This window comes from Nonomuraea sp. NPDC001684 (assembly GCF_053596515.1).
Genome location: NZ_JBSFGJ010000127.1, coordinates 1 through 21,998 on the forward strand (window position 1 = coordinate 1; position 21,998 = coordinate 21,998).

Genomic DNA, 21,998 nt, shown 5'->3' on the forward strand with positions numbered 1-21,998 from the left:
TGACGGCGCCGGCCGAGCACGCCGGGGTGGCCCTGCTGGCGGCGTGCCTGCTGGCCGCCGGGGCGCTGGGCGGCAGCGTGAACGGCGCCTCCGGGCGGGCCGTCATGACCTGGTTCGCCGACGGCGAGCGGGGGCTGGCCATGAGCGTCCGCCAGACGGCCATCCCCGTCGGCGGCGCGGTCGGGGTCGCCCTGCTGCCCTGGCTCGCCGAGCGGTACGGGTTCCGCGCCGTCTACGCCGTACCGGCGGTGTTCTGCCTGCTGGCGGCGGCGGCCACCTGGCGCTGGCTGCACGAGCCGGCGCCCGCCGCCGCGGCCGCCGCCCCGGAGCCCGGCCCCTCCCCGCTGCGCCGCTGGGACGTGTGGCGGGTGGCGCTGGCCAGCGGGCTGCTCACCGTGCCGCAGTTCGCCGTGCTGTCCTTCACCGCGATCTTCCTGCACGACGTCAAGGGGGCCGGCGCCGGCCTGGCCGCCCTCACCGTGCTCGTCGCCCAGCTCGGCGGCGGCGCGGCGCGCATCTGGACCGGCCGGCGCACCGACCGCCGCGGCGGGCGGCGCACCTGGATCCGCGCCATCGGGACCCTGTCCGGGGTCGTGATGGCCGCCGCCGCCGTGCTCACCTCCGCGCCCACCCCGCTCACCGTCGCCGCCCTGGCCATCGGCGGCCTGCTGGCCAACTCCTGGCACGGCATCGCCTACACCGAGATCGCCGCCATGGCGGGCGCGGCCAGGGCGGGCACCGCGCTCGGCCTGGAGGGCACCGCCTGCTTCGCCTCGGGCTTCGTGACCCCGCTGCTCGTCCCGGTGGTGCTCGGCCTCGCCTCGTGGGAGGCAGTGTGGGGGCTGGCCGCGCTCGCCTCGCTGCTGGCCGTGCCGCTGATCCCGGGGGCCGGGCGGCCGGTGCCGCGGGCCGCCGTCACAGGGCGTTGATCGCCGCCGGGCCGAGGATCCGCTCGGGCGCGCCGCGCTCGGCCACGGTGATCATCGCCTGGCCGATGCGCTCGGTCGTCGTCACCGCCGCCGGGAACAGCCGCCGCAGCAGCGGGTAGAGCGGCGCGGCCACGACGTAGGCCAGCCGGTACCAGCGGGTGCGCGAGGTCACGCCGTGCATCGGCTGGATGTAGCCGGGACGGAAGATGTAGGCGTGGAACGGCAGCGCGAGCAGCGCGTTCTCCGTCGCGCCCTTCACCCTGGCCCACATCGCGCGGCCGTGCGCGTCTGTGCCGGCCCCCGAGACGTAGACGAAGGTCGAGGACGGGCTGAGCCGGGCCAGCGTGGTGCCGGCCGCCAGCGTGTAGTCGTAGGTGATCCGCCGGTACTCCTGCTCGCTCATGCCCGCCGCGGACACGCCGAGGCAGAAGAAGCACGCGTCGTAGCCGGACAGCTCGCCCTCGACGGCCGACAGGTCCGACAGGTCGGCATGGAGCAGCTCGCGCAGCTTGGGGTGGACCGTCCCCGTGGGCGACCGGCCGACCGTGAGCACGGCCGTCACGCGCTCGTCGAGCAGGCACTCCCTGAGCACGCCGCGCCCGACCATGCCGGTCGCCCCGAAGATGATCACTCTCATGGTTCAGCCAGATCCCACCCGCCGCGCCGCCGCAGCACCCCCAGATAGTACGCCGCCGACACCACCGCGATCCCGGCGGTGACGTACAGGCTGGGCCGGCCGATCGCCGGGTCCAGCGCGTTGAGGTAGATCACGTACGCCAGCGCGGCCAGCGCCAGCACCGGCGCGAGCGGGAACCACGGCATCCGGTACGCCGCGTGGCCGGTCGTGCCGTTGCGCCGCCCGGCGATCGCGCCCAGGCACAGCGCCGCGTACACGGCCACGATCGAGGTGCCGGTCACCACCAGCAGGAAGCGCTCGTCGATGAAGCAGCAGGCCGCGCTGACCACGCCGGTCAGCACCGTGGCCACCCACGGGGAGCCGTACCGGGCGTGGATCGACGACAGCAGGCGGCTGACCGGCGCGGGCCAGGCGCGGTCCCGTCCGGTGCTGAACAACATGCGCGAGGTGATGAGGATGATGGCCAGCACGGCGTTGAGGATGGCCAGCGCCACGGCCAGGGAGATCACCGTGTTGGCCACGGACCCGGCGCGGGCGGTGACGAAGTACTGCATCATGTTCTCCGCGCCGAACAGGCCCTCCAGCGACGGCGCGCCCACCAGCACCGCCGTCACCGGCACCAGCTCGGCCGCCACGGTGACGCCCAGCGCCCACAGCACGGTCTTGGCGATGCTCTTCGGCGCGTCGTGCACCTCCTCGCCGAAGTAGACCGCCGAGCCGTACCCGTTGTAGGAGAAGATTGCCACCGCGGTCGCCGCGCCGATCAGGCCCAGCGAGGCGGGCACCAGCGCGCCGCCGTCCCCGGCCACCACCGGATGGGTGATCAGCTCGACCGGCGAGCGCTGCGGACTGAACAGGCCGAGCGCCGCCACGACCACCAGCGCGATCATCTCGATGGCCAGGAACACCCCGGTCACCCAGGCGTTCAGCTTGATGTCGAAGACCGCCACGACGGTGGTGAGCAGGCACGTCACGGCCGCCACCAGCGGCCCGTCCAGCCCCGGGAGGACGACCGACAGGTACGCGCCCACGCCCAGCGCGATGACGGCGATGATGAGCAGCTGCGTGATGAGGATCAGCCCGAGCACCACGAAGCCGGGCAGCCGGCCGAGCGTCCGGGCGGTGATGGCGTACTCGCCGCCGGTGAGCGGGAACGCCGAGCCCAGCTCGGCGTAGACGAAGGCCATGAACACGCCCACGACGGCGCCGGCCAGGTAGCTGAGGATCGCGCCGCTGCCGGCCTGGGAGATCACGCCGGGGGCGATGATGAAGACCGAGGACGCGGGGGTGATGGCGGACAGGGTGAGGAGGAGGGTGCCGAGGAGCTTGAGTCCCCGGTGCAGGTGTGGATGGGCGGCCGTTGATGCCACGACGCCTCCTTGGGGGGTTCCTTGAGCGAGTATCAAAGAACTATCGGGGGCGTTCGTCAAGGATGGCTTGCGTTTTTTGAAGCGCCTATGAAGAATCGCGGCCATGGCGCGACCCAGCCGGGCCCGGGAGAAGCGGGCCGAACTCGTCTCCGCCGCCCGCCGGGCGGTGCTCGAACGCGGCATCCTCGACCTGCGGCTGCGCGACGTCGCCGAGGTCGCCGGCATGTCGGCGGGGTCGGTGCTGTACTACTTCCCGAGCATGGCCGGCCTGCTGCAGGAGGTGCAGCGCGAGGCGGTCGACCGGTTCTGCGCCGCCCGCGAGGCCGCCGCCGCCCGCGAGCCCGACCTGCGGCGGCGCCTGGTCATCACCATCGGCAGCGGCCTGCCCGCCGGTCCGGGCGACGAGCTGTGCGTGCTGCTGTACGAGCTGGGGGCGCACGCCCGGCGCGACCCGGCGTACGCGGCCCAGCACATCCGGCTGTACGAGCGGCAGGTGGCCCTGTACGCCGCGATCCTGGAGGCGGGGTCGGCGACCGGCGTCTTCACGCTGACCCGGGACGCCATGACGATCGCCAGGAACCTGGTGGCGCTGGAGGACGGGCTGGGGTTGCACCTGCTGGACGCGGTGCGGCCGTTCGACACGGAGACGGCCCGCGACCTCCTCCTGTCCTACGCCACAGACGCCACCCACTGCCCCCTGACCGGCATGTGACCCCGCCCCTCTGTCCGGTCTGTCCGGGCGGCACACCCCATCCGCCCTCCCGCCTCCGGTGCGTCTACCGGCGGCCGCGACGCCGTGCGATCATCGGCCCGTGACGTCCCTCCCTGATCCCGGCACGCGCAAGTACGCCACCCTCGGGCTGACCGTGCTCTGCGCAGCGGCCCTCACCGGCTACGGACTGGTGGCCTGGAGCATCTGGCGGTTGGACTGGATGCCCACGGAGCTCCTGGCCAAGTGCGGCATCGCGGCCGCGGTGCTCCCCGGCGCCGGCCTCGCCCTCGGGTACGCGTTCACGGCACGGCGGCCCACGCCCGTACGGCTCTTCGCGGCCTCGGCGGGCGCGGCGATCGGAGCAGTGTGCCTGCTCCTGACCACTGTCGGCTACATCTGGTTCTCGATGTCGGCGAACGTGTAACCCTGGCAGCAACCCGAGGGAACATTCGTCCAATCCCCCGGCGCGGGACGGCCGCCACAGTGGCCTCATGACCAGTTCCCACGGCGACACCACCGAGAGCACGATCCTCTCCCTTGACGACGGCGACCTCCACGTCTGCCAGGACGGCCCCCGCGACGCCCCCGCCCTTCTCCTCATCCACGGCTCGGCGTCCTCGGCCCGCTCCTGGGACCAGATGGTCCCGCTGCTCACGGGCTCCCATCGCGTCATCCGGATCGACCTGCTCGGCCACGGCCGCTCCGCCAAACCGGACGACCGCGGCTACACCACCCCCGACCAGGCACGCCGGGTCGGCGAGGCGCTGGACCGGCTCGGCGTGCGGGAGGCCGTGGTCGCGGGCCACTCCAGCGGCGGCGCGGTCGCCACCGCCCTGGCCGAACAGCGTCCCGGCCTGGTGACGGCGCTCGTCCTCATCAACACCGGGCCTGACCTGGACGCCTTCATCGCCCCGGCGTCGGCCGCGTTCGCCCCCTCGCAGTGGCCGCCGACCGACGAGCAGATCCGCCTGTTCGCGAGCCCGGGCTTCAGCCGTCCCGGCTACCAGCCCCCGGACGAGCTGCTGGACGAGGTGCGATGCATGACCCTCCACACGCTCGCCGCGACCATGCAGGGCACTCGCGACTACCTGCACGAACGGCCGCTCCCTGACCGGCTGGCGCCCCTGGGCAAGCCGCTGCTGGTGATCTTCGGCGCGGACGACCGCCGGTGGCGCGCCTCGTCCGCGTCCGGCTATCGCGTCGTGCCGGGGGCCGAGATCGCGCTCCTGCCCGGCCTCGGCCACACCCCCATCCTGGAGGACCCCCAGCAGACCGCCATCCCCCTCCTCGCCTTCACCACAACCCACCCCGAACAGCCACACTGAGCCCGCCGTACCCGCAAGCGGCCTAGCCAGGAAGCCGCCCGCTCGGGAGGCTGCCCGGTCGGGAAGTGGCCGGGCCAGGGGGGGCGGGGGTGGGGTCACCGGGCTGTGCGCCAGCTCTGTTCCTCCACCAGCTCCTGACTTCGCCAGCCGACGGAAGTACGCCGCATGCGGTGGTGGTACCAGCCGCCGCCGTGCAGGAACCCCTTGGCGTCGGCCGCGGCCATGTCGCGCGTCGGGGCGAGGGTGTCGGTGAACGGCGCGCTGACCCGCGCCTCGTCCCCGGTGAGGACGATCCGCGGGGCCCCGATCAGGTGCAGGCGTCCGGGCCAGTGCGGCAGCACCTCGGCGAGCCAGCTCTTGACCTCCGCCAGCCCGCCCCTGATCCCGCCCGCGGACCGGTAGTCGATGACCGCCTCCGGGCTGAACACCTCGTCGAGCAGGTCCCACTCGCCGGAGTCGACGGCCCGCGAGTACCGGGCCAGCAGGTCGGTGATCTCCAGACGGTCGGCGATCTCCTGAACGTCCATGCCCCTGATCGAACCAAACGCTTGCTACAAGCGCCAGGCCCCGCGCCCGGGGAGGGGCCGGAAAGGCCGCGAAAAAGCGTCAGCCAGGCCGGCGACCCGCCGACCTGGCTGATGAGAGATGGTGGACGATACTGGGATTGAACCAGTGACCTCTTCCGTGTCAGGGAAGCGCTCTCCCGCTGAGCTAATCGTCCTTCGTAGAGGTGGCGACGGGATTTGAACCCGTGTGGACGGCTTTGCAGGCCGCTGCCTCGCCTCTCGGCCACGCCACCGAGCCGGAAGCTCCGAGCGGAAGACGGGATTCGAACCCGCGACCCTCACCTTGGCAAGGTGATGCTCTACCACTGAGCCACTTCCGCGTGCGCCCCGCGCGTGCCGGGCGACGAGAGAACTCTAGCGAATCCTCGCCGAGTCCCCAAACCGGAGCGCTTCCGCGCAGGTCGTCCCAGGTGCGGCCCGGCCGCGCCCACCGCCCCGGGGCGGGACCCGGGGCGGAGGCGCAAGGAGGGCACGGCCCGGTCAGCGGCCCAGTTGCATGCCCGCCGGATGCGGCCCCTCCGTCTCAAGCCGGTACTCCCGCCCCGACACCGCCCGGTTGTCGTCGATGACCCGCTCCGACGGCGGCTTCTCCCCGCCCAGGACCGCTTCCTGCATGCGCGTGAAGCGCTCGTGGGCCTCCTGGACGTACCCGGTGCCGAGCGTGGTGCAGTCGATCTGGGTGGCCAGCAGCTCCCGCAGGTACGCCTTGTTCGGCTCGAACGTCACCGGCGGCGGCAGCTCGGGAGCCAGCACCTGGTCGGGATCCCGCCCGTCGAACCGCTTGAACAGCTCGCAGGCCAGCCGCAGGTGCTCGATCTCCATGTTCAGGTGCAGCTCCCAGACGGCCTTCACCCTGGGGTCGGACTCGGTCTCCATGAACGAGTGGTAGAGGTAGCACTCGTTGTACTCGTGGTTGAGCAGCATCTCCCACCAGCTCTCGCCCGGGTCGACCAGCGACTCGTAGTGGGTGACGTGCTCCTCCTCCACCATGGCGATCTCCTGGTAGAGCTGCCGGGCGATCGGCTCCATCGCCAGCGGCCCGACGTTCATGTAGAAGTTCATGGTCTGCTGCTCGGCCGCCATGACGGTCAGGGCGTGCAGTTTCGACAGCGGCTCGGTGCGGTGCCGGTCGTACGGCTCGCGCACGTTGTCGACCGGGTCCCGGTGGTGCAGGTACGTCGGCCGCCCCGGCATGACCTCGGTGACCCCGTCCACGATCTTCTCGGCCTTGCGGTGCTCGATCATCTCGTAGAGGTTGGCGTACCGGTAGAGGTGGTCGAAGTCCTCCAGCACCCCGAACTGGTACGCCTGCGTCAGGTACGGGTCGGGCTCCATGCGCGCCACCCACGCCGTCAGGTCCACCGCGACCTGCTCGTAGGCGATGGTGGTCTCCAGCACCGACGCGACGCCGGGCAGCAGCCAGTTGACCGCCTTCTGCTGCTGCGCCTCGATGTGGCGCACCCGGGCGAGCTGACGCTTCAGCTCCAGGTCGGTGCAGTGGCGGGCGAGCTGGTGGCTGAACATGACCGCCTCGGTCTCGATGCCGTTCATCGTGATGATCCGGCAGCGGGTGTACGGGTCGGCGTGGTCGGGATCGATGGGCGAGACGTCGAGCTCCCGCCAGTCGCGCAGCTGCTCGTCCAGCGGGATGCCCCGCTCCTGAAGTGGGTCGAAGGCCATGTCGCTGCGCCTACCCGCGGCCTGGTGGGGCAACCTCCGCGTTGCGTCGCCGAACGATCCGCGTTCGGTAAGGAGGCGCGTGCCCGACCGGCGCCCGGGTAGGCCGCTGGGCGTGGCTGAACACGATGTCATCGACGTGCTGATGGCCCAGCACGGCCAGATCAGGGACCTGTTCGACGAGGTGGAGCAGGCGCCGCCGGAACGGGTGGAGGAGGCGTTCGAGCGGCTGATCCGCCTGCTGGCCGTGCACGAGACCGCCGAGGAGGAGATCGTCCACCCCTACGCGCGCAGGAAGGTGGACGGCGGCCCCGGCGTGGTGGCCGACCGTCTGGCCGAGGAGAACCGGGCCAAGCGGCTGCTCGTCGAGATCGACCGGGCGGGCGTGGACGACCCGGCGTTCTGGGAGAAGCTGGCCGAGCTGCGCACGGCGGTCACCATGCACGCCCGCAGCGAGGAGCGCTACGAGTTCGCCCAGCTGCGCAACAGCACCTCCGTCGTGGAACGCCGGGCCATGGCGGCGGCGGTGCGGGCGGCCGAGGCGGTCGGGCCGCTGCGGCCGCGTCCCGGCGTGGAGTCGGCGACGAAGAACGTGCTGATCGGCACGCCCCTCGCGCTGATGGACCGGGCCCGCGAGATCATCAGGAAGGCCCTGGGGAGCGGCTGACACTTCGTTCCCGGACGAAATGTCGGTGCGTTAGCGTCGTGGGCATGGAGCACATCGCCCGTGACGCCGACATCGCGCCCGTCGCCGCGCTCATCGCCGACCCCACCAGGGCCGCCATGCTCACCGCGCTGCTCGGCGGCCGGGCCCTGGCCGCCGGTGAGCTGGCCAGGGTCGCCGGGGTGAGCGCCGCGACCGCCAGCGCCCATCTGGCCCGGCTGCTCGACGGAAGCCTGGTCGACGTCGTCCGGCAGGGCCGCCACCGCTACTACCGGCTGGCCGGGCACGAGATCGCCGAGGTGCTGGAGACCCTGGCCAGGGTGAGCGCCCGCCCGCCGGTGCGCTCACTGCGGCAGTCCCGGCAGGCGCGCCTGCTGGAGGAGGCCCGCACCTGCTACGACCATCTGGCCGGACGCGCCGGCGTCGCCCTGCTCGACCGGCTCAGGGACGGCGGCTTCTACGACCGCCAGGACCTCACCTCCGACGGCGAACGGCTGCTGACGGGCCTGGGTGTGGACGTCGAGGGCGCCCGCAGGACCAGGCGGCGCTTCGCCCCGGAATGCCTCGACTGGACCGAACGCCGGTCGCATCTCGGCGGCGCCCTGGGCGCCGCGATCACCGACGTCCTGCTGGAACGCGGCTGGTACCGGCGCGGATCGGTGCCGCGCGCGGTGGTCCTCACCGACGAGGGCAGGGAGGGGCTGGCGGCGATCTTCCCGAGTAAGGAGCTAACATCGGGTACGCCGGTTACCTAAGCGAGAGAGACGATCATGCGCGACAACGGAGTCGTGAACGTCGGCCCCGAGCCTTTGAGCTTCGACGACGTCATCAAGGTGGCCCGCCACGGCGCCGCCGTGCAGCTCACCGACGACGCGGTGGCCGCCATGGCGGCCGCCCGCCAGCGGGTGGACGAACTTGCCGAGAGCCCCGTGCCCGCCTACGGCGTCTCCACCGGGTTCGGCGCCCTGGCCACCCGGCACATCGACCCCGCGCTGCGCGCCCAGCTCCAGCGCTCGCTGGTGCGCTCGCACGCGGCGGGCAGCGGCCCCGAGGTGGAGACCGAGGTGGTGCGCGCGCTCATGCTGCTGCGCCTGCACACCCTGGCCACCGGCCACACCGGCATCAGGCCGGGCACCGCCAAGACCCTGGCCGCGCTGCTCACCGCCGGCATCACGCCGGTCGTGCACGAGTACGGCAGCCTCGGCTGCTCCGGCGACCTCGCGCCGCTGGCCCACGTGGCGCTGACGCTGATGGGCGAGGGCGTCGTCCGCGACGCCGCGGGGGAGCTCCAGCCCGCCGGGGAGGCGCTCAAGCAGGCCGGCATCGAGCCGGTCGAGCTGGCCGCCAAGGAGGGCCTGGCCCTGATCAACGGCACCGACGGCATGCTGGGCATGCTCATCCTGGCCATCTCCGACCTCACCAGGCTGGTCAGGACCGCCGACATCAGCGCGGCGATGAGCGTGGAGGCGCTGCTCGGCACCGACCGCGTCTTCATGCCGGAGCTCCAGGCCCTGCGCCCGCACCCCGGTCTGGCCAGGTCCGCCGCCAACATGACCAGGATCCTGGCCGGCTCCGGCGTCATGGCCAGCCACCGCGACCCGCAGGCGTGCACCCGCGTCCAGGACGCGTACTCGCTGCGCTGTGCCCCGCAGGTCGCCGGCGCCGCCCGTGACACGATCGCGCACGCCGCCACCGTGGCCGGCTGGGAGCTGGCCAGCGCCGTGGACAACCCGGCCGTGCTCGACGACGGCCGGGTGGAGTCCAACGGCAACTTCCACGGCGCGCCCGTGGGCTACGTGCTCGACTTCCTCGCCGTCGTGGCCGCCGACCTGGCCTCGATGTCCGAACGCCGCACCGACCGCTTCCTCGACGTGGCCCGCAACCACGGCCTGCCCGCGTTCCTGGCCGACGACCCCGGCGTCGACTCCGGCCACATGATCGCCCAGTACACCCAGGCCGCGATCGTCTCGGAGCTGAAGCGGCTGGCCGTGCCCGCCAGCGTCGACTCCATCCCCAGCTCGGCCATGCAGGAGGACCACGTCTCCATGGGCTGGTCGGCGGCGCGCAAGCTGCGCAGGTCGATCGACGGGCTGACGCGGGTGCTGGCCGTCGAGGTGCTCACCGCGGCCCGCGCGCTCGACCTGCGCGCCCCCCTGGAGCCCGCGCCGGCGACCGCGGCCGTGGTCAGGGCGCTGCGCGAGAACGTGCCCGCGCCGGGCCCCGACCGCTTCCTCGCGCCGGAGATCGAGTCCGCCGTGCGGCTGGTGGCCGAGGGCGGCGTCGTGGCCGCGGTGGAGTCGGTCACCGGGCCGCTCGACTAACCCCGGCTCAGCGGGGGAGGGCGACGATCAGGTCCATCTCCATCACCAGCCCCGGCCGGAACAGCTTCGACACCTCGACGGTCGTGCTGGCCGGGGGAGTGCCGGTGACGTACCGGTTGCGCACGTCCCTGAGCTGGAGGATGTCGTCCATGTCCGTCAGGTACGTGCGGATGAAGGCGACGTCCTGCCAGGTCGCGCCCTGGTCGGCCAGGATGCGCGTGGTGACCGCGAAGATGTGCTCGGCCTGGTCCTTCAGCGAGCCGGGGGCGACCACGTGCCCCTGCTCGTCGAAGGCGGCCTGGCCGGAGACGTAGAGCATGTCGCCGACCCGGACGGCGTGCGAGTACGCGCCGTTCGTGGCCGGGATCGTGGACAGGTTCAGCGGCACCGCGCGCGCGGCCGGGGCGCCCCCGACGTGCTCGGCCACCGCCGTCAGGTCGCGTTCGCCCAGCCCGGCCGCCCGCGCCTCCTGCAGGCGTCGCCGGGCGGCCGTGGCCATCGACGCGCCCTCCCACGCCGCCAGCTCCAGGTCCTTGGCGGCCAGGCCGAGCGAGTACCGGGTCTCGGTGGCGGGCGTGCGCAGCCGTTCGGCGACCTGGCCGAGCGGCGTGCCGACCAGCACGTCGAGCAGCGCGTCCCGGTCCACGCCGTGCGCCGCCCCGTACGCCAGCGTCTCGGCGACCAGCACCTGCGCGGGCACGATCGCGCTCATGACGGCGATCTTCATCGCCGCGCCGGACCCCAGCGGCCCGGTCTCGCGCACGCCGCCGAAGACCGACAACACCTCGCGGCAGCCCGACACGTCGCCGCCGGCCAGCACCACCAGCGAGCCGTCCGCCGCCGGGCCCACGCTGCCCAGCACCGGCGCGTCCACCAGCGCGACCGACGCGGGCAGCAGCTCCCGCAGCTCGCGCACCGCCTCCGGGCCGATCGTGGACATCTCCACCACCGTCGCGCCGGGCCGCAGACCGGGCAGCGCGGCCGTCAGCACCTCGCGCACCGCCGCCGGGTCGCTGAGCATGCTGATCACCAGCTCGGCGCCCTCCACCGCCTCGGCGGCCGTCACACCGGTCCCGCGCCGCCACGTCGTCACCTTGTGCCCGGTCTCCACGAGTCGCCGAGCCATGGGGACGCCCATGCGTCCCTGTCCGAGAAATGCAATCACGGGAACAGTGAACAGGGATGCGAGGTATTCCACCACCGACTAGATTGCATGGCAGCCATGCATGAGACGAATGCCTTCGACCTCCAAGCCCTCCGCCTCTTCGACGAGGTGGCCAGGAGCGGTTCCTTCACCGCCGCCGCCGAGCTGCTCGGCTACACCCAGTCCGCGGTCTCCCGGCGCATCGCCGCGCTGGAACGGGCCGGCGGCGGCCCCCTGTTCGAACGCCTGGCGCGCGGCGTGCGCCTGACCCCCGCCGGCACGGCCCTGCACCGGCACGCCGTCGCCGTGCTCGACCGGCTGGCCCGCGCCGGCGAGGAGCTGGCCGCCATCCACGCCGGGCGCGGCGGCACGCTGCGCGTGGGCGCGTTCGCCACCGCCAACGTCGACCTCATGCCCTCCACGCTGAAGCGCTTCCTGGCCGCCCACCCCGGCGTCGAGCTGCGGATGACGGAGGCGCTGACCTCGCGGCTCATGGAACGCCTGCACGCCGGGGCGCTCGACGTGGCCGTGATCAGCGACTACCCGGCTGGACTGCCCGCCGAGGACGCCCGGCTCGTCCGGCTCTGCCAGGACCGGCTGCTCGTCGCGCTGCCCGCCGGCCACCCGCTGGCCGCCGAGCCCGACGTGGACCTGCGCGACCTGGCCGAGGAGAGCTGGATCGAGGCCGCGCCGCGCGGGCAGCCGACGCCGCTGGTGGCCGCGTGCGCCGCCGCCGGGTTCACGCCGCGCGGCGGGCTGCGGGTGGCCGAATGGTCAGGCAAGTTCGGGTTCGTCGCCGCCGGGTTCGGCGTGACGCTGGTGCCCGAGCTGGCCGCGCGGGCGGTGCCGCCGAACCTGGTGCTCAAACCGCTGCGCGAGGCCACCCCCGTCCGCACGGTGTACGCGGCCCTTCCCGAGGTTCCCCTGCCCTCCGCGCTGCAACTGGTCGAGATGCTGGGACAATGGGAGATGTGTACGACGGTTTCGCCCACTTAAACGGTCATCTCGCCACCGGACTCCGCGACGTGACGACCGACCTCGCCGCCCTCGACGGCGAGGGCTGGTGGGCCGTCGTCGTCGACTACGAGGGCACGGCGACCTGCGCCCGCTTCGACCGCGTGCGCCCGTCCGCGCTGCCCTCGCCCAGGAGCCCTTGGCACGGTCCACATCCGGGCCAGTGGCATACCTCGCTCGACCGGGCCGCCTACGAACGCGGCGTGCGCGCGATCCGCGACCACATCGAGCGGGGCGAGGTCTACCAGGCCAACCTCTGCCGCGTCCTGTCCGCACCCGTCCCGCCCGGCGCCGACCCGCTGGCGCTGGCCGCGCGGCTGGCCGAGGGCAACCCGGCCCCGTACGCCGCCGTCGTCGACGTGCCCGGGCTGAGCGTGGTGTCGGCCTCGCCGGAGCTCTACCTGTCGCGCGAGGGCGACGTCGTGGAGTCCGGCCCCATCAAGGGCACCGGCGTCACCGCCGCCGACCTGCTGGAGAAGGACTACGCCGAGAACGTCATGATCGTCGACCTGGTCCGCAACGACCTGGGCCGGGTCGCGGCGGTCGGCTCGGTCGAGGTGCCCTCCCTGTGCGCGGTCGAGGAGCATCCGGGTCTCGTCCACCTCGTCTCCACCGTGCGGGCCAGGCTCGCGCCCGGAGCGGGCTGGCCGGAGCTGTTCGCCGCCACTTTCCCGCCCGGGTCTGTCACGGGCGCGCCCAAGTCGTCCGCTCTGCGCATCATCAATGAGCTCGAACCGGTCCCCCGGGGGCCCTACTGTGGTGCCGTGGGCTGGGTCGACGCCGACCGGGGCAGGGCGGCGCTGGCCGTGGGCATCAGAACATTCTGGATCTCAGCAGGCGAGATCCGCTTCGGCACCGGCGCGGGCATCACGTGGGGCAGCGACCCCGCGCGTGAATGGTCCGAGACCGAGCTGAAGGCGTCCAGGCTCATCTCACTGGCATCCTCAGGAGGAAACGCATGAACATCCCTGTCTGGGTCAACGGGGAACTGATCGACCCCGCGCAGGCCACCGTGTCCGTGTTCGACCACGGGCTCATGGTCGGCGACGGCGTCTTCGAGACGATCAAGATCGTCGACGGCGAGTCGTTCGCGCTCACCCGGCACCTCGACCGGCTCACCCTCTCGGCCCAGCGCATGGACCTGCCCGAGCCCGACGTCGAGGCCATCGCCGAAGGCGTCGGCAAGCTGCTGGCGGCCGCCCCCGCCTGGCCGCTCGGCCGCATCCGCATCACCTACACCAGCGGTCCCGGCCCGCTCGGCTCCGACCGGGGCAACCAGGGAACCACCTCGATCGTCATCGTCGACGAGCAGAAGCCGTTCCCCGAGACCGCCGACGTGGCCGTCGTCCCCTGGCCGCGCAACGAGCGCGGCGCGCTGTCCGGCGTCAAGAGCACCTCCTACGGCGACAACGCCAAGGCCCTGCTGCACGCCAAGAACCAGGGCGCCGGGGAGGCGATCTTCGGCAACCTCGCGGGCGACCTGTGCGAGGGCACCGGCTCCAACATCTTCATCGTGCGCGACGGCCGCCTGATCACCCCCACGCTCGCCTCCGGCTGCCTGGCCGGCGTCACCCGCGCGCTGGTGCTCGAATGGTGCGGCGGCGAGGAGACCGACGTCCCGCTGCAGGCCCTGTACGAGGCCGAGGAGGCGTTCCTCACCTCCACCACCCGCGACATCCAGCCGATCAGGCTGGTCGACCGGACCGAGCTGCCCACCGCGCCCGGCCCGATCACCGCCAAGGCCATGCGGATCTTCGCCGAGCGCGCCGCCGCCGACCTCAACCCCTGACCCGCCCTCGGACAGGGCCCCGCCTCCGGGGCCCTGTCCCTTCGTCCGTCAGTACGACTGCTGCGTCTGTACGTTGAACTCGTCCATCTTCACCTGCTTGGCCGGATCGGTGATCGGGTCGTCGATGCGCAGCACGTCCAGGCCCTCGCGCATGTCGCTGGAGTAGATGTAGCCGTTGTAGTAGTAGGCCGACCACGAGCCGGCGATGCCGCCCTCCGGGTACGGACGCCGCTCGAAGAAGCCGATCTCCTTCGGGTTGGCCGAGTCGGTGAAGTCCCAGATCGACACCCCGCCCTGGTACCACGACTGGACCATGACGTCCTTGCCCTTCACCGGGATCAGCGAGCCGTTGTGGGCCACGCAGTTCTCGTCCGGCTCCTGGTTGCGCGGGATCTTGAAGTAGCCGCGGCGCTCCAGCTTGCCGTTCACCAGGTCGTACACGGCGTCGGCGCCCTTGGTGCGCGGCGTGCCGGCGTCGCAGGTGGCCTGGCTGCCGCCGCCCAGCTCGTCCCCGAAGACGACCTTCGTCGCGTCGTTGTTGAACGTCGCCGAATGCCAGATCTGGAAGTTCTCGGTGTCCCGGATCTGCTGGATCACCCGTGGGTTGACCGGGTCGGAGATGTCGAGCAGCACGCCGTCGCCGAAGCAGGCCGCCGCGGCGAGCTTCTTCTCCGGGTAGGCGGTGATGTCGTGGCAGCCCGCGAACATCTCGGTGTTCTGCTCCTGGGGGAAGATGTTCGGCTGTGCCACGACCTTGGCGGACTTGGGGTCGTCCAGCGGGATCTCCACGATCTGGATGTTCTGGTGCGGCGGCGAGCAGGTCCGCGAGTCCGGCTCGGGCCCGGGGGAGGAGACGTAGACGTAGAGCTTGTCGTCGGTGGGGACCATGGTGTGGGTGTGGGAGCCGCAGTCCGTCAGCACCGCGCCGACGTAGCGCGGGCGCTTCTTGTCGCTGATGTCGAACAGGCGCAGACCCTCCCAGTTGCGGGTCTCCTCGTTGGAGTCGCAGCCCGCGCTGTCGCGCGGCTCGTCGACCGAGAGGATCAGCAGGTCGCCGTGCACGCTGACGTCGTTCTGCTGCGCCGGGCAGGACACCTGGCTCACCGTCTTGGGCTTGGCCGGGTCGCTGATGTCATAGATCGTGAACCCGGCGAAGTTCCCGACGAACGCGTAATCGCCCTGAAAGGCCAGGTCGGTGTTGAAGTTGTCGTCCCCGGCGAACGGGCCGGAGCGCGGGACGTTCGCCACGTGCTTGACGTTGGCGCTGGTCAGCACCTCGCCCGTGCCTGAGGCCGTGCCCGACGCCGTGCCGCTCTCCTTCGAGGAGGCGGGCCCCGGATCACCGGCCGACGGCGGTTCCGCCGCGCAGGCCGAGGCCAGCAACAACGCCGCGCACAACACCGCTCCGCGCAACTTGGCGAAGATCAACACGCGTCCCCTTTATCTCTCGTGGCTCACTATGGAAGTTATGCCAGCACGTTGGTGGCCGCGTACGATCTCCATCACAGTTGTGATGACATTTGCGCTTTCGGCCTGTTCTCAGCCGCCTGCCCCGGACATCCCGGTCGTCGGGACGGACGCCCCCGTCCTGGTGCCCGCCAGCCCCGGAGCCCCGGCCAGGACGGCGACCCCCGGGGAACGCGTCGGCCCGAGCCCGGCCCCCACCCTCGCCGCCGACGTGCGCTTCGCCGAGGCGATGATCCCGCACCACCGGCAGGCGCTGGAGATGACCTCCCTGGTCGAGGCCCGTACGACCACCCCGGTCATCCGCGCGCTCGCCCGCTCGATCACCGCCGCCCAGACCCCCGAGATCAGGTCCATGACCGTCTGGCTCGCCGAACTGGGCCGCCCGGCCCCCGCCGGCCACGACCACGGCGCGGCGGCCGGCTACGGCATGGCCACCGAGCAGCAGCTGAACGCCCTGCGAGGGGCCAAGGGGGCCGCGTTCGACCAGCTGTTCCTGCGCCTGATGACCCGGCACCACCAGGGGGCGGTGAAGATGGCGGGGGAGGAGCTGGCCGGCGGCCGCGACTACCGCATGCGCCTGCTGGCCAGGGACGTCTACTCCGGCCAGAGCATCGAGATCGAACGTATGCGCCAGGCCGCGACCACGCTCCCGTCCCTCCCGTCCCTCCCGTCCTGACGCCGCACATGCCGAGGCCCCGGCGTCGGGGTGGACGCCGGGGCCTCGGATGGCGACGGTTCAGGACGGCCAGAGCATGTTGGTGAGCTCGGCGTCCAGGTCCATGAAATCGGTCTCGCGCCCCGCGGGCACCTTCTCGTACGTCCGGTGGAGGAACTCCGTGAGGGGGGCCAGCGGCACTTCGAAGAGCGCCTGCCCGAACGGCGAGGTGAGGCTGATGTGCAGGGTGCGCTCGCCATCGGCGCGTGCGGGCCATACCTGCACGTCGCCGTCGCCGACCCGCCGCACGATGCCTACGGTCAGCAGTTCACGAGCAAAGATCCACTCGACCGGCTCGTCGTTCCCTACGTGGAAGGCCATGCGGATGGCATACGGATCGTCGGCTGTGTAGCTCAGTCCGGCGAGCAGGGGGACGGTAGTACGGTCGGGGACCACTAGCCGAAGGCCAAGCTCGGCGGAGACGGTGGTGCTGTTCATCGTCAGCCAAACCTTTTCGTCGTAGGTCCCCTCTTCGGGGCTTTCACTGCTCTGACGGACTTCGTCCTGAGCTATGACGCGGAACGAAGAAACCTGTAGGAAAGATTCCGCCTCAAGGGCCTTCTGTAACGCACATCACAGCTGGACATTTAGGCATCTACCTGGCTAAACGGCATCAATCGGGTCGTATTTGCGAGGGTTTTGCTGTTGTAGAGCCTGCCCCGACGGGCTCGACCAAGAACGTTTCTACCGAAAAGATCGCGATCGGTGTCTTCCGGGACACGTCGATGGTATGACACCGACCCACCACGCCGATGGGCAACCGCCGCCTTTCGCTCGAATCCCTCGCGCCAGGAGCTCCCGAAGATCGCCCCGCGACCGCTCCGTTTCGCCACCACCCCGAGAGTGCGGTATGGTTTTCCCCGTCAGCACCGCAAGGCGCCGACAGGGCGGGCGATTAGCTCAGCGGGAGAGCGCTTCGTTCACACCGAAGAGGTCACTGGTTCGATCCCAGTATCGCCCACCAAGGTCAAGGGCCACGTCCCAACATGGGAAGTGGCCCTTTTGATCTTTCCGGTGACCAGCTGAGTGACTGTCCCGCTCGGGGGCGTCACCAGGGAAGATCCGATCCATGACAGTCGCGCCGTCCTGGATGACGGGCTGGATCTGGTGCCGATAGACCTTCTTGGTGACTGCTGATCCGCTGGCATGTCCGATCAGCCGCGCGATGCTCTCGATGGGGACACCGTCTGCGGACAACAGTGACACGAAGCTGTGCCGCATCTCCCGAGGCGTCCAGTCGGCACCGACCAGACCGGCCCGCGTGATCACCCGGCGGAACTCGCGACGCACGTTGCCTGCGCTCATCATGGTGCCGTTCCGGGTGGCGAAGATCAGTCCCGCATCCTGACCATAGCCTGGGGCTGCGCCACGGACGTTCAGATGATCCCAGCGCGCGACCAGGGCCCGAACGCGTCGACGGGGAAGCCGGAGCGTACGGCGCGACTTGGGAGCCTTGGTGTCCCCGCCGGCACGCACCGACCGCCAGACATGGACGGCGAAGTCTTCGCGATCCCAACCGTTCGAGCTGAGGCACACACCACTCAGGTTCTCTTCCTGGATCAAGGCAATGGGGCCGATCGTCACGCCGACCTCCGGTGAGGCCCGCGCATGACTGCGAGTGCCCGGCTCGCTAGGGAGGCGTCCCCCCCCCCGTCACCTGCTGTCCTCTGGGAAGTGTCACGTGATCCGTCGTCACCGTGCAGGCATTCCCGCCCTCATAGTCACAAGCGTCTGCCTCTCCGCGCTGGCCGCCGGTGATCTCGGGGTGTTGTGGTGCATGACGTTGTTCGCGGCACCGGACGCGAGCGTCCAGGTGACGCGGCCGAACGTGGTCCTGTTGATCCTGGCGGGACTGGTGGTGGCCTGGCGTTGTGGGAGTTCCTGCCCGGGCCGCTGACTGGGCCGCTGGCGGAGCAGGACCGGGACGCAATGCGGTTGCGCGTGGTGCTGTACCTCGCGGCGGCGTCCGCCCTGGTCGCCCCGTTCCTGACGACCTGGTCCCCGTGGGTGGCGGTGGTGACGTTCGCGCCGATGCTCGGGGTCGTGCTCCTGCTCTCTCCAGCCCTGGGAGGCACCCGAAGACATGTCCTCATCCTGCGTGTCAGCGGCGCCCTGGGATGCGGGTGCGCCGCCGTCGGCTTGGGGTTGGCGTTGGCCGGGCACGCAGTCGGAGCGCTCGCATCGGTCGCCGGCTTGGCGTCCTTGATCTGGAACGTGCTGGCCCCGCGGGCGCAGCGGGACGACAACCGCTTCCGGCGGGCCACTGTCAAGTACGGCATCCTCGCTCTGGTGCTGCCCGTCGTGCTCACGATGGCGGGCACGACGACGTCGTGGCGGTCGCCGGTCTCCTGGCCGTGGTCTGGCTGGCCCGTTCCGCCGACTTCATGACCCCTGGTACCGGGCGCAAGGCCGCGTAGCTGACCCACTACCTCTTTCGATGGGACGACGGCAGCCGGGGATCGAGAGATTGAGTGACAAATCGAGTGACGTCAGGGAGGCCCGCCGCAGCGTGACCATGCACATGAGTGCCCACCAAATGTGGACCTGAGGAGCAAATACGCCTGATCGCCTTGTCAATATGCCTGCTGCACACCGAAGAGGTCACTGGTTCGATCCCAGTATCGCCCACTCGTCAGGTGCAGGTGGAGGGGTTTCGAATGCTGTGTCCTGGGTTGAGTAGAGGTGGGTTACTGGAATCTTGTGCCACTTGATGAGAGGAAAGTGGCAAAGGACGACGGGGCTACCATCCAGAGCTCCGGCGCAAGGTTCCGGCCCTTCTCGAGGCGGGGCGCAAGGTCACCGACCTGGCGCACGATCTGGAGATCAACAGTCAGACGATCCATACCTGGCGGTGGCAAGACCGCATCGATCGCGGCTTGGAGCCCGGCTTGACCAGCAGCGAGAAGGCCGAGCTGGTGGTCGCCAAGTGCCGCAGATGGCCTCCACCCGCCCGTGGTGGGCGTCGGAGACGACCAGGTGGACGCCGGACAGGCCGCGCGCCGTCAGGGTGCGCAGGAAGGCCAGCCGGTCGGCGCCGTCTTCGACCGGGTCGTCCTGACGTTGTCCGAGCCTGGTTCCGAGCCGGCTGTGGGCGGCATCCAGGGGCACGCCGTGAGCGCGCCCGGAAGGGAGGTGTTCTCGCGGGTCCTGGCCGCTGCGCCGGCACCCGGCAATGTCCGGGGCATCGGCATCCGTCCCCACGTTGTCGTCGACGCGCCGGCAGCCGGTGCCATGACGGGGGCGATCGCCAACCTGTCCGGCGGCGCGATCGTCGACTGGGCCGACCGGCTCCCGGCAGGTGATCGCCGAGCACCTCGCCGTCCTGGACGCCACGCTCGCCGTGGACGACGTGTCCTTGGACGCCGCGCTCAACGCTCCAACGAACACGATCTTCGAGAGCCATTCAACGGACGAAACAAAAAGGCAAATAAATGCGCCCGGTAAAGCGGGTCGCGCTCTCCTTCGGCCGGGAAACCGGCCTTCACCTCGCATTCAATTCATTTCCCATTCATCTGCAAGAGCATTTAGCGACTCTCGGTTCGCAGGAGAGCGGCGAGAGCGGAAGCGGGTTACGTGGGCACGCATTCGGAAGACCCGGCCATTCTGCGCGACATCGTGACCGCCGAACTCGGGCGCGCGGCCGCGCGGGAGTGGTCGATCGCCGAGGACGACCTGTGGTGCAAGGTCACTCCCGACGCCTACCCGATGCCCCACCAGGGATGGAAGCTGCACGTCTCCGCGACGATGCTCTCCGCCCCGGTGACGCTCGCCCGCGTCTCGCGAGTGCTCACCGAGGCCCGTTGCGCCTTCAAGTTCCCCGCCCGGCTGAGCGACTATTGGAAATTCCTCGAACCGCACTGCAGCCGGGCGCAGGCCGGGAAGTTCATCACCGCCTATCCCCTCGACGACGCCGAGTCGGTACGCCTGGCCGCCTTGCTCGATGACGTCACCCGGGGACTTCCCGGCCCGGTGATCCTTTCCGATCGTCCGTACCGGGCAGGCGGGATCGTCCACTACCGCTACGGCGCCTTCAGCGGGCATCGTGTGCTCGGCAACGATGGGTTCTACGAGATTCGGCTGCGTTCTCCGGAGGGCCGGCTCGTTCCCGACGAACGGCGGCCGAGTTTTTCCCCGCCGCCGTTCGCGATCTGCCCGTTCGAGGTTCCGGGGGTGAGCCGGCGCCCGCGGGCGTCTGCGGTGATGCTCAATGACCGGTTCATCGTCCGTAAGGCCGTACGGCATGCCAACCGGGGCGGCGTCTACCTCGCCGAGGACACCGCCACCGGCCACGAGGTCGTCGTCAAGGAGGGGCGTCCGCACGCGTGCGCCGATCTGAGCGGCCGCGACGCGCGGGATCGGATCGCGGCCGAACGTTCCTGCCTGGAGGACCTCGCCACGGCCGGGATCACGCCGGCCGTGGTGGACTTCTTCGAGCAGGGCGGCCACACCTTCCTCGTCGAGGAGTTCGTGCCGGGAATCACGCTGCAGCGCTGGTCGGACGAGAATGCCGGGCCACTGGGCGAGGACGGCTTCGGCAGCGCGCCGGCTCAGGTCCTGCCCGTCATCAGCCGCCTGATCGCGTCGCTGAAGACGCTGCACGGCCGAGGCTACGTGTTCGGCGACCTGTCGCCGAACAACGTGATGATCTCGCCCGGCGGCGAACTACGGCTCATCGACCTGGAACACGCGGCCGTGCCGGGCACCACCGTCATGGTGGGCGGGACCCCCGGCTACCTCGCCCCGGAGCTGGCGGGCCACACGGGGGAGTTCCGGCCCGCCCCGCACGCAGCCGCCGACCTCTACAGCCTCGGCGCCATGGCGTACTTCCTGGCGGTCGGGGCCCACCTGGACCCGCCGGGCCCCGACCAGGCGGCCAGGGTGGCGGCGGTCGCAGCGGCCAACCCCACGCTCGCCCTGCTGCGACCGCTGGTGGAGGGCCTGCTGGCGACAGAACCGGAGCGCCGCTGGTCGCTGGACAGTTGCCTCCGCTTCCTCACCGCGCTCGCCCCGGAGCGGGCCGCTCCCCACCACCGGTCCCGGCCGTCGCGGCGGATCGGCCGCCTGATCGACGACGGGATCGCGCACCTGGTGGAGACGATGGACACGAGCGAGGACGCCCCCTCGCCGTGGCCCGACGCCGCCGACGGCGTCGAAGCCGATCCGTGCTCGGTCAACGGCGGCGCGGCGGGAATCCTCGGCGTCCTGACGCGGGCCGAACCGCACGTCCCGGCGACTGCCGAACTCGCCCGCTGGTTGAGGCGGCGGCTGGCGGCCGAGGACGTCTGGCCGCCCGGCCTTCACTTCGGGCGCTCCGGCGCGGTGTGGGCGCTGTACGACGCGGCGACGGCCATGGGCGACGCCGAGCTGGCCCGGTTCGCGGTGCGGACAGCGCGGCGGCTGCCCACTGACCACCCCAGCTCCGACATGACGCACGGCCTGGCCGGATGCGGCACGGCGCTCCTGCACATCGCCCTGGCCTCGGGAGATCTCGCGCTACGGGACCGGGCCGCCGAGGCCTTCCAGAACCTGCACCAGGCGCGGTCGTACAGCAACGGCCACCCGCAGTGGCCGACGCCGCAGACGTTCGACTCGGGGCTGGCCGGGGCCAACCACTTCGGTTTCGCGCACGCCATCGCCGGCAACGGGACCGCGATGCTCCACGCGGGCC

General features: G+C 71.3%; 20 protein-coding genes, 4 tRNA genes and 2 pseudogenes. 14 read left to right on the forward strand and 12 right to left on the reverse strand.

What is annotated here, in order from left to right; translation table 11 throughout:
* Nucleotides 1–929, forward strand: a 929-nt coding sequence (locus ACWCSD_RS22840) for an MFS transporter (RefSeq protein WP_449917650.1), incomplete at its 5' end; no start/stop codon positions are given.
* Here ACWCSD_RS22840 and ACWCSD_RS22845 read toward each other — a convergent pair.
* Together ACWCSD_RS22845 and ACWCSD_RS22850 are read right to left on the reverse strand one after the other, a co-directional pair.
* Nucleotides 916–1,566: an NAD-dependent epimerase/dehydratase family protein gene (locus ACWCSD_RS22845; protein ID WP_397165764.1), complete on the reverse strand. Its 651-nt coding sequence runs from the start codon at nucleotides 1,564–1,566 to the stop codon at nucleotides 916–918. The two genes, ACWCSD_RS22840 and ACWCSD_RS22845, sit on opposite strands and share 14 nt — an antisense overlap.
* The gene (locus ACWCSD_RS22850) at nucleotides 1,563–2,936 is read right to left on the reverse strand and encodes an APC family permease (protein WP_397165763.1); all 1,374 of its coding nucleotides are present in this window, start codon (nucleotides 2,934–2,936) and stop codon (nucleotides 1,563–1,565) included. The genes ACWCSD_RS22845 and ACWCSD_RS22850 overlap by 4 nt, the downstream gene beginning before the upstream one ends.
* Before the next feature lie 103 nt (nucleotides 2,937–3,039).
* Here ACWCSD_RS22850 and ACWCSD_RS22855 point away from each other — a divergent pair, with 103 nt between their 5' ends.
* The 3 genes from ACWCSD_RS22855 to ACWCSD_RS22865 all read left to right on the forward strand — a co-directional run bounded on the left by ACWCSD_RS22855 (nucleotide 3,040) and on the right by ACWCSD_RS22865 (nucleotide 4,973).
* On the forward strand, nucleotides 3,040–3,648 hold the full coding sequence (locus ACWCSD_RS22855) for a TetR/AcrR family transcriptional regulator (protein ID WP_397165762.1): 609 nt from the start codon (nucleotides 3,040–3,042) through the stop codon (nucleotides 3,646–3,648).
* A gap of 100 nt (nucleotides 3,649–3,748) precedes the next feature.
* Nucleotides 3,749–4,072, forward strand: a complete 324-nt coding sequence (locus ACWCSD_RS22860) for a hypothetical protein (protein ID WP_449917655.1) — start codon at nucleotides 3,749–3,751, stop codon at nucleotides 4,070–4,072.
* A gap of 67 nt (nucleotides 4,073–4,139) precedes the next feature.
* Nucleotides 4,140–4,973 carry an alpha/beta fold hydrolase gene (locus ACWCSD_RS22865; RefSeq protein WP_449917657.1) on the forward strand — a complete coding sequence of 278 codons (834 nt, stop codon included), beginning with the start codon at nucleotides 4,140–4,142 and terminating at the stop codon, nucleotides 4,971–4,973.
* Between the two features lie 95 nt (nucleotides 4,974–5,068).
* Here the strand turns inward: ACWCSD_RS22865 and ACWCSD_RS22870 are convergent, their stop codons facing one another.
* From ACWCSD_RS22870 to ACWCSD_RS22890, 5 genes are all read right to left on the reverse strand, one after another.
* Nucleotides 5,069–5,500, reverse strand: a complete 432-nt coding sequence (locus ACWCSD_RS22870) for a nuclear transport factor 2 family protein (protein WP_397165757.1) — start codon at nucleotides 5,498–5,500, stop codon at nucleotides 5,069–5,071.
* Nucleotides 5,501–5,619: 119 nt separating this feature from the next.
* A tRNA-Val gene (locus ACWCSD_RS22875) sits at nucleotides 5,620–5,694 on the reverse strand.
* Nucleotides 5,695–5,701: 7 nt separating this feature from the next.
* Nucleotides 5,702–5,772, reverse strand: a tRNA-Cys gene (locus ACWCSD_RS22880).
* 15 nt (nucleotides 5,773–5,787) lie between these two features.
* Nucleotides 5,788–5,859: transfer RNA gene (locus ACWCSD_RS22885), tRNA-Gly, on the reverse strand.
* A gap of 160 nt (nucleotides 5,860–6,019) precedes the next feature.
* Nucleotides 6,020–7,219: a hypothetical protein gene (locus tag ACWCSD_RS22890; RefSeq protein ID WP_449917660.1), complete on the reverse strand. Its 1,200-nt coding sequence runs from the start codon at nucleotides 7,217–7,219 to the stop codon at nucleotides 6,020–6,022.
* 112 nt (nucleotides 7,220–7,331) lie between these two features.
* On the opposite strand from ACWCSD_RS22890, the gene ACWCSD_RS22895 reads away from it, so the two are divergent.
* From ACWCSD_RS22895 to hutH, 3 genes are read left to right on the forward strand one after another with little or no spacing between them, the layout of a single operon-like run.
* Nucleotides 7,332–7,883 carry a hemerythrin domain-containing protein gene (locus tag ACWCSD_RS22895; RefSeq protein WP_352331522.1) on the forward strand — a complete coding sequence of 184 codons (552 nt, stop codon included), beginning with the start codon at nucleotides 7,332–7,334 and terminating at the stop codon, nucleotides 7,881–7,883.
* Between the two features lie 44 nt (nucleotides 7,884–7,927).
* Nucleotides 7,928–8,635, forward strand: coding sequence for an ArsR/SmtB family transcription factor (locus ACWCSD_RS22900; RefSeq protein ID WP_449917664.1), 708 nt, complete (start codon nucleotides 7,928–7,930; stop codon nucleotides 8,633–8,635).
* 15 nt (nucleotides 8,636–8,650) lie between these two features.
* The gene (gene hutH, locus ACWCSD_RS22905; protein WP_397165751.1) at nucleotides 8,651–10,201 is read left to right on the forward strand and encodes a histidine ammonia-lyase; all 1,551 of its coding nucleotides are present in this window, start codon (nucleotides 8,651–8,653) and stop codon (nucleotides 10,199–10,201) included.
* A gap of 7 nt (nucleotides 10,202–10,208) precedes the next feature.
* Here hutH and ACWCSD_RS22910 read toward each other — a convergent pair whose 3' ends face one another.
* Nucleotides 10,209–11,402 carry a Rid family hydrolase gene (locus ACWCSD_RS22910; RefSeq protein ID WP_449917668.1) on the reverse strand — a complete coding sequence of 398 codons (1,194 nt, stop codon included), beginning with the start codon at nucleotides 11,400–11,402 and terminating at the stop codon, nucleotides 10,209–10,211.
* Between the two features lie 21 nt (nucleotides 11,403–11,423).
* Between ACWCSD_RS22910 and ACWCSD_RS22915 the strand changes: the two genes are divergently transcribed.
* Genes ACWCSD_RS22915 through ACWCSD_RS22925 form a run of 3 tightly spaced genes read left to right on the forward strand, consistent with a single transcriptional unit; the run spans nucleotide 11,424 to nucleotide 14,148 of the window.
* Nucleotides 11,424–12,341: a LysR family transcriptional regulator gene (locus ACWCSD_RS22915; RefSeq protein WP_397165748.1), complete on the forward strand. Its 918-nt coding sequence runs from the start codon at nucleotides 11,424–11,426 to the stop codon at nucleotides 12,339–12,341.
* 29 nt (nucleotides 12,342–12,370) lie between these two features.
* Nucleotides 12,371–13,321 (forward strand): chorismate-binding protein, encoded by a 951-nt coding sequence (locus ACWCSD_RS22920; protein WP_358285607.1) that lies wholly within the window; start codon nucleotides 12,371–12,373, stop codon nucleotides 13,319–13,321.
* A complete protein-coding gene (locus ACWCSD_RS22925) occupies nucleotides 13,318–14,148 on the forward strand; it encodes an aminotransferase class IV (protein WP_397165746.1) in 831 nt (276 codons plus the stop codon). Before ACWCSD_RS22920 ends, ACWCSD_RS22925 begins: the two co-directional genes overlap by 4 nt.
* A 48-nt stretch (nucleotides 14,149–14,196) precedes the next feature.
* Here ACWCSD_RS22925 and ACWCSD_RS22930 read toward each other — a convergent pair whose 3' ends face one another.
* On the reverse strand, nucleotides 14,197–15,579 hold the full coding sequence (locus ACWCSD_RS22930; RefSeq protein ID WP_397165744.1) for an LVIVD repeat-containing protein: 1,383 nt from the start codon (nucleotides 15,577–15,579) through the stop codon (nucleotides 14,197–14,199).
* Nucleotides 15,580–15,661: 82 nt separating this feature from the next.
* Between ACWCSD_RS22930 and ACWCSD_RS22935 the strand changes: the two genes are divergently transcribed.
* The gene (locus ACWCSD_RS22935) at nucleotides 15,662–16,291 is read left to right on the forward strand and encodes a DUF305 domain-containing protein (RefSeq protein WP_449917674.1); all 630 of its coding nucleotides are present in this window, start codon (nucleotides 15,662–15,664) and stop codon (nucleotides 16,289–16,291) included.
* 60 nt (nucleotides 16,292–16,351) lie between these two features.
* On the opposite strand, the gene ACWCSD_RS22940 is transcribed toward ACWCSD_RS22935, so the two are convergent.
* Nucleotides 16,352–16,768, reverse strand: coding sequence for an SsgA family sporulation/cell division regulator (locus ACWCSD_RS22940; RefSeq protein ID WP_020547189.1), 417 nt, complete (start codon nucleotides 16,766–16,768; stop codon nucleotides 16,352–16,354).
* Between the two features lie 451 nt (nucleotides 16,769–17,219).
* Here ACWCSD_RS22940 and ACWCSD_RS22945 point away from each other — a divergent pair.
* A tRNA-Val gene (locus ACWCSD_RS22945) sits at nucleotides 17,220–17,294 on the forward strand.
* A gap of 152 nt (nucleotides 17,295–17,446) precedes the next feature.
* On the opposite strand, the pseudogene ACWCSD_RS22950 reads toward ACWCSD_RS22945, so the two are convergent.
* Nucleotides 17,447–17,914, reverse strand: a pseudogene (locus ACWCSD_RS22950) (tyrosine-type recombinase/integrase); the annotation flags it as partial.
* Between the two features lie 345 nt (nucleotides 17,915–18,259).
* Between ACWCSD_RS22950 and ACWCSD_RS22955 the strand changes: the two are divergent.
* A complete protein-coding gene (locus tag ACWCSD_RS22955) occupies nucleotides 18,260–18,718 on the forward strand; it encodes a hypothetical protein (RefSeq protein WP_449917676.1) in 459 nt (152 codons plus the stop codon).
* A gap of 507 nt (nucleotides 18,719–19,225) precedes the next feature.
* Here ACWCSD_RS22955 and ACWCSD_RS22960 read toward each other — a convergent pair.
* A pseudogene (locus ACWCSD_RS22960) lies at nucleotides 19,226–19,822 on the reverse strand (transposase); the annotation flags it as partial.
* Between the two features lie 81 nt (nucleotides 19,823–19,903).
* Between ACWCSD_RS22960 and lanL the strand changes: the two are divergent.
* On the forward strand, nucleotides 19,904–21,998 hold a 2,095-nt coding region (gene lanL, locus ACWCSD_RS22965; RefSeq protein ID WP_449917678.1), incomplete at its 3' end, for a class IV lanthionine synthetase LanL.

What these genes read in the sequence shown, in the direction of transcription:
- ACWCSD_RS22890 (WP_449917660.1), bottom strand. Translation starts at nt 7,219, where the DNA reads ATGGCCTTCGACCCACTTCAGGAGCGGGGCATCCCGCTGGACGAGCAG.
- ACWCSD_RS22925 (WP_397165746.1), top strand. Translation starts at nt 13,318, where the DNA reads ATGAACATCCCTGTCTGGGTCAACGGGGAACTGATCGACCCCGCGCAG.
- hutH (WP_397165751.1), top strand. Translation starts at nt 8,651, where the DNA reads ATGCGCGACAACGGAGTCGTGAACGTCGGCCCCGAGCCTTTGAGCTTC.
- ACWCSD_RS22865 (WP_449917657.1), top strand. Translation starts at nt 4,140, where the DNA reads ATGACCAGTTCCCACGGCGACACCACCGAGAGCACGATCCTCTCCCTT.
- ACWCSD_RS22845 (WP_397165764.1), bottom strand. Translation starts at nt 1,566, where the DNA reads ATGAGAGTGATCATCTTCGGGGCGACCGGCATGGTCGGGCGCGGCGTG.
- ACWCSD_RS22955 (WP_449917676.1), top strand. Translation starts at nt 18,260, where the DNA reads ATGCGGTTGCGCGTGGTGCTGTACCTCGCGGCGGCGTCCGCCCTGGTC.
- ACWCSD_RS22915 (WP_397165748.1), top strand. Translation starts at nt 11,424, where the DNA reads ATGCATGAGACGAATGCCTTCGACCTCCAAGCCCTCCGCCTCTTCGAC.
- ACWCSD_RS22870 (WP_397165757.1), bottom strand. Translation starts at nt 5,500, where the DNA reads ATGGACGTTCAGGAGATCGCCGACCGTCTGGAGATCACCGACCTGCTG.
- ACWCSD_RS22900 (WP_449917664.1), top strand. Translation starts at nt 7,928, where the DNA reads ATGGAGCACATCGCCCGTGACGCCGACATCGCGCCCGTCGCCGCGCTC.
- ACWCSD_RS22855 (WP_397165762.1), top strand. Translation starts at nt 3,040, where the DNA reads ATGGCGCGACCCAGCCGGGCCCGGGAGAAGCGGGCCGAACTCGTCTCC.
- ACWCSD_RS22935 (WP_449917674.1), top strand. Translation starts at nt 15,662, where the DNA reads ATGACATTTGCGCTTTCGGCCTGTTCTCAGCCGCCTGCCCCGGACATC.
- ACWCSD_RS22940 (WP_020547189.1), bottom strand. Translation starts at nt 16,768, where the DNA reads ATGAACAGCACCACCGTCTCCGCCGAGCTTGGCCTTCGGCTAGTGGTC.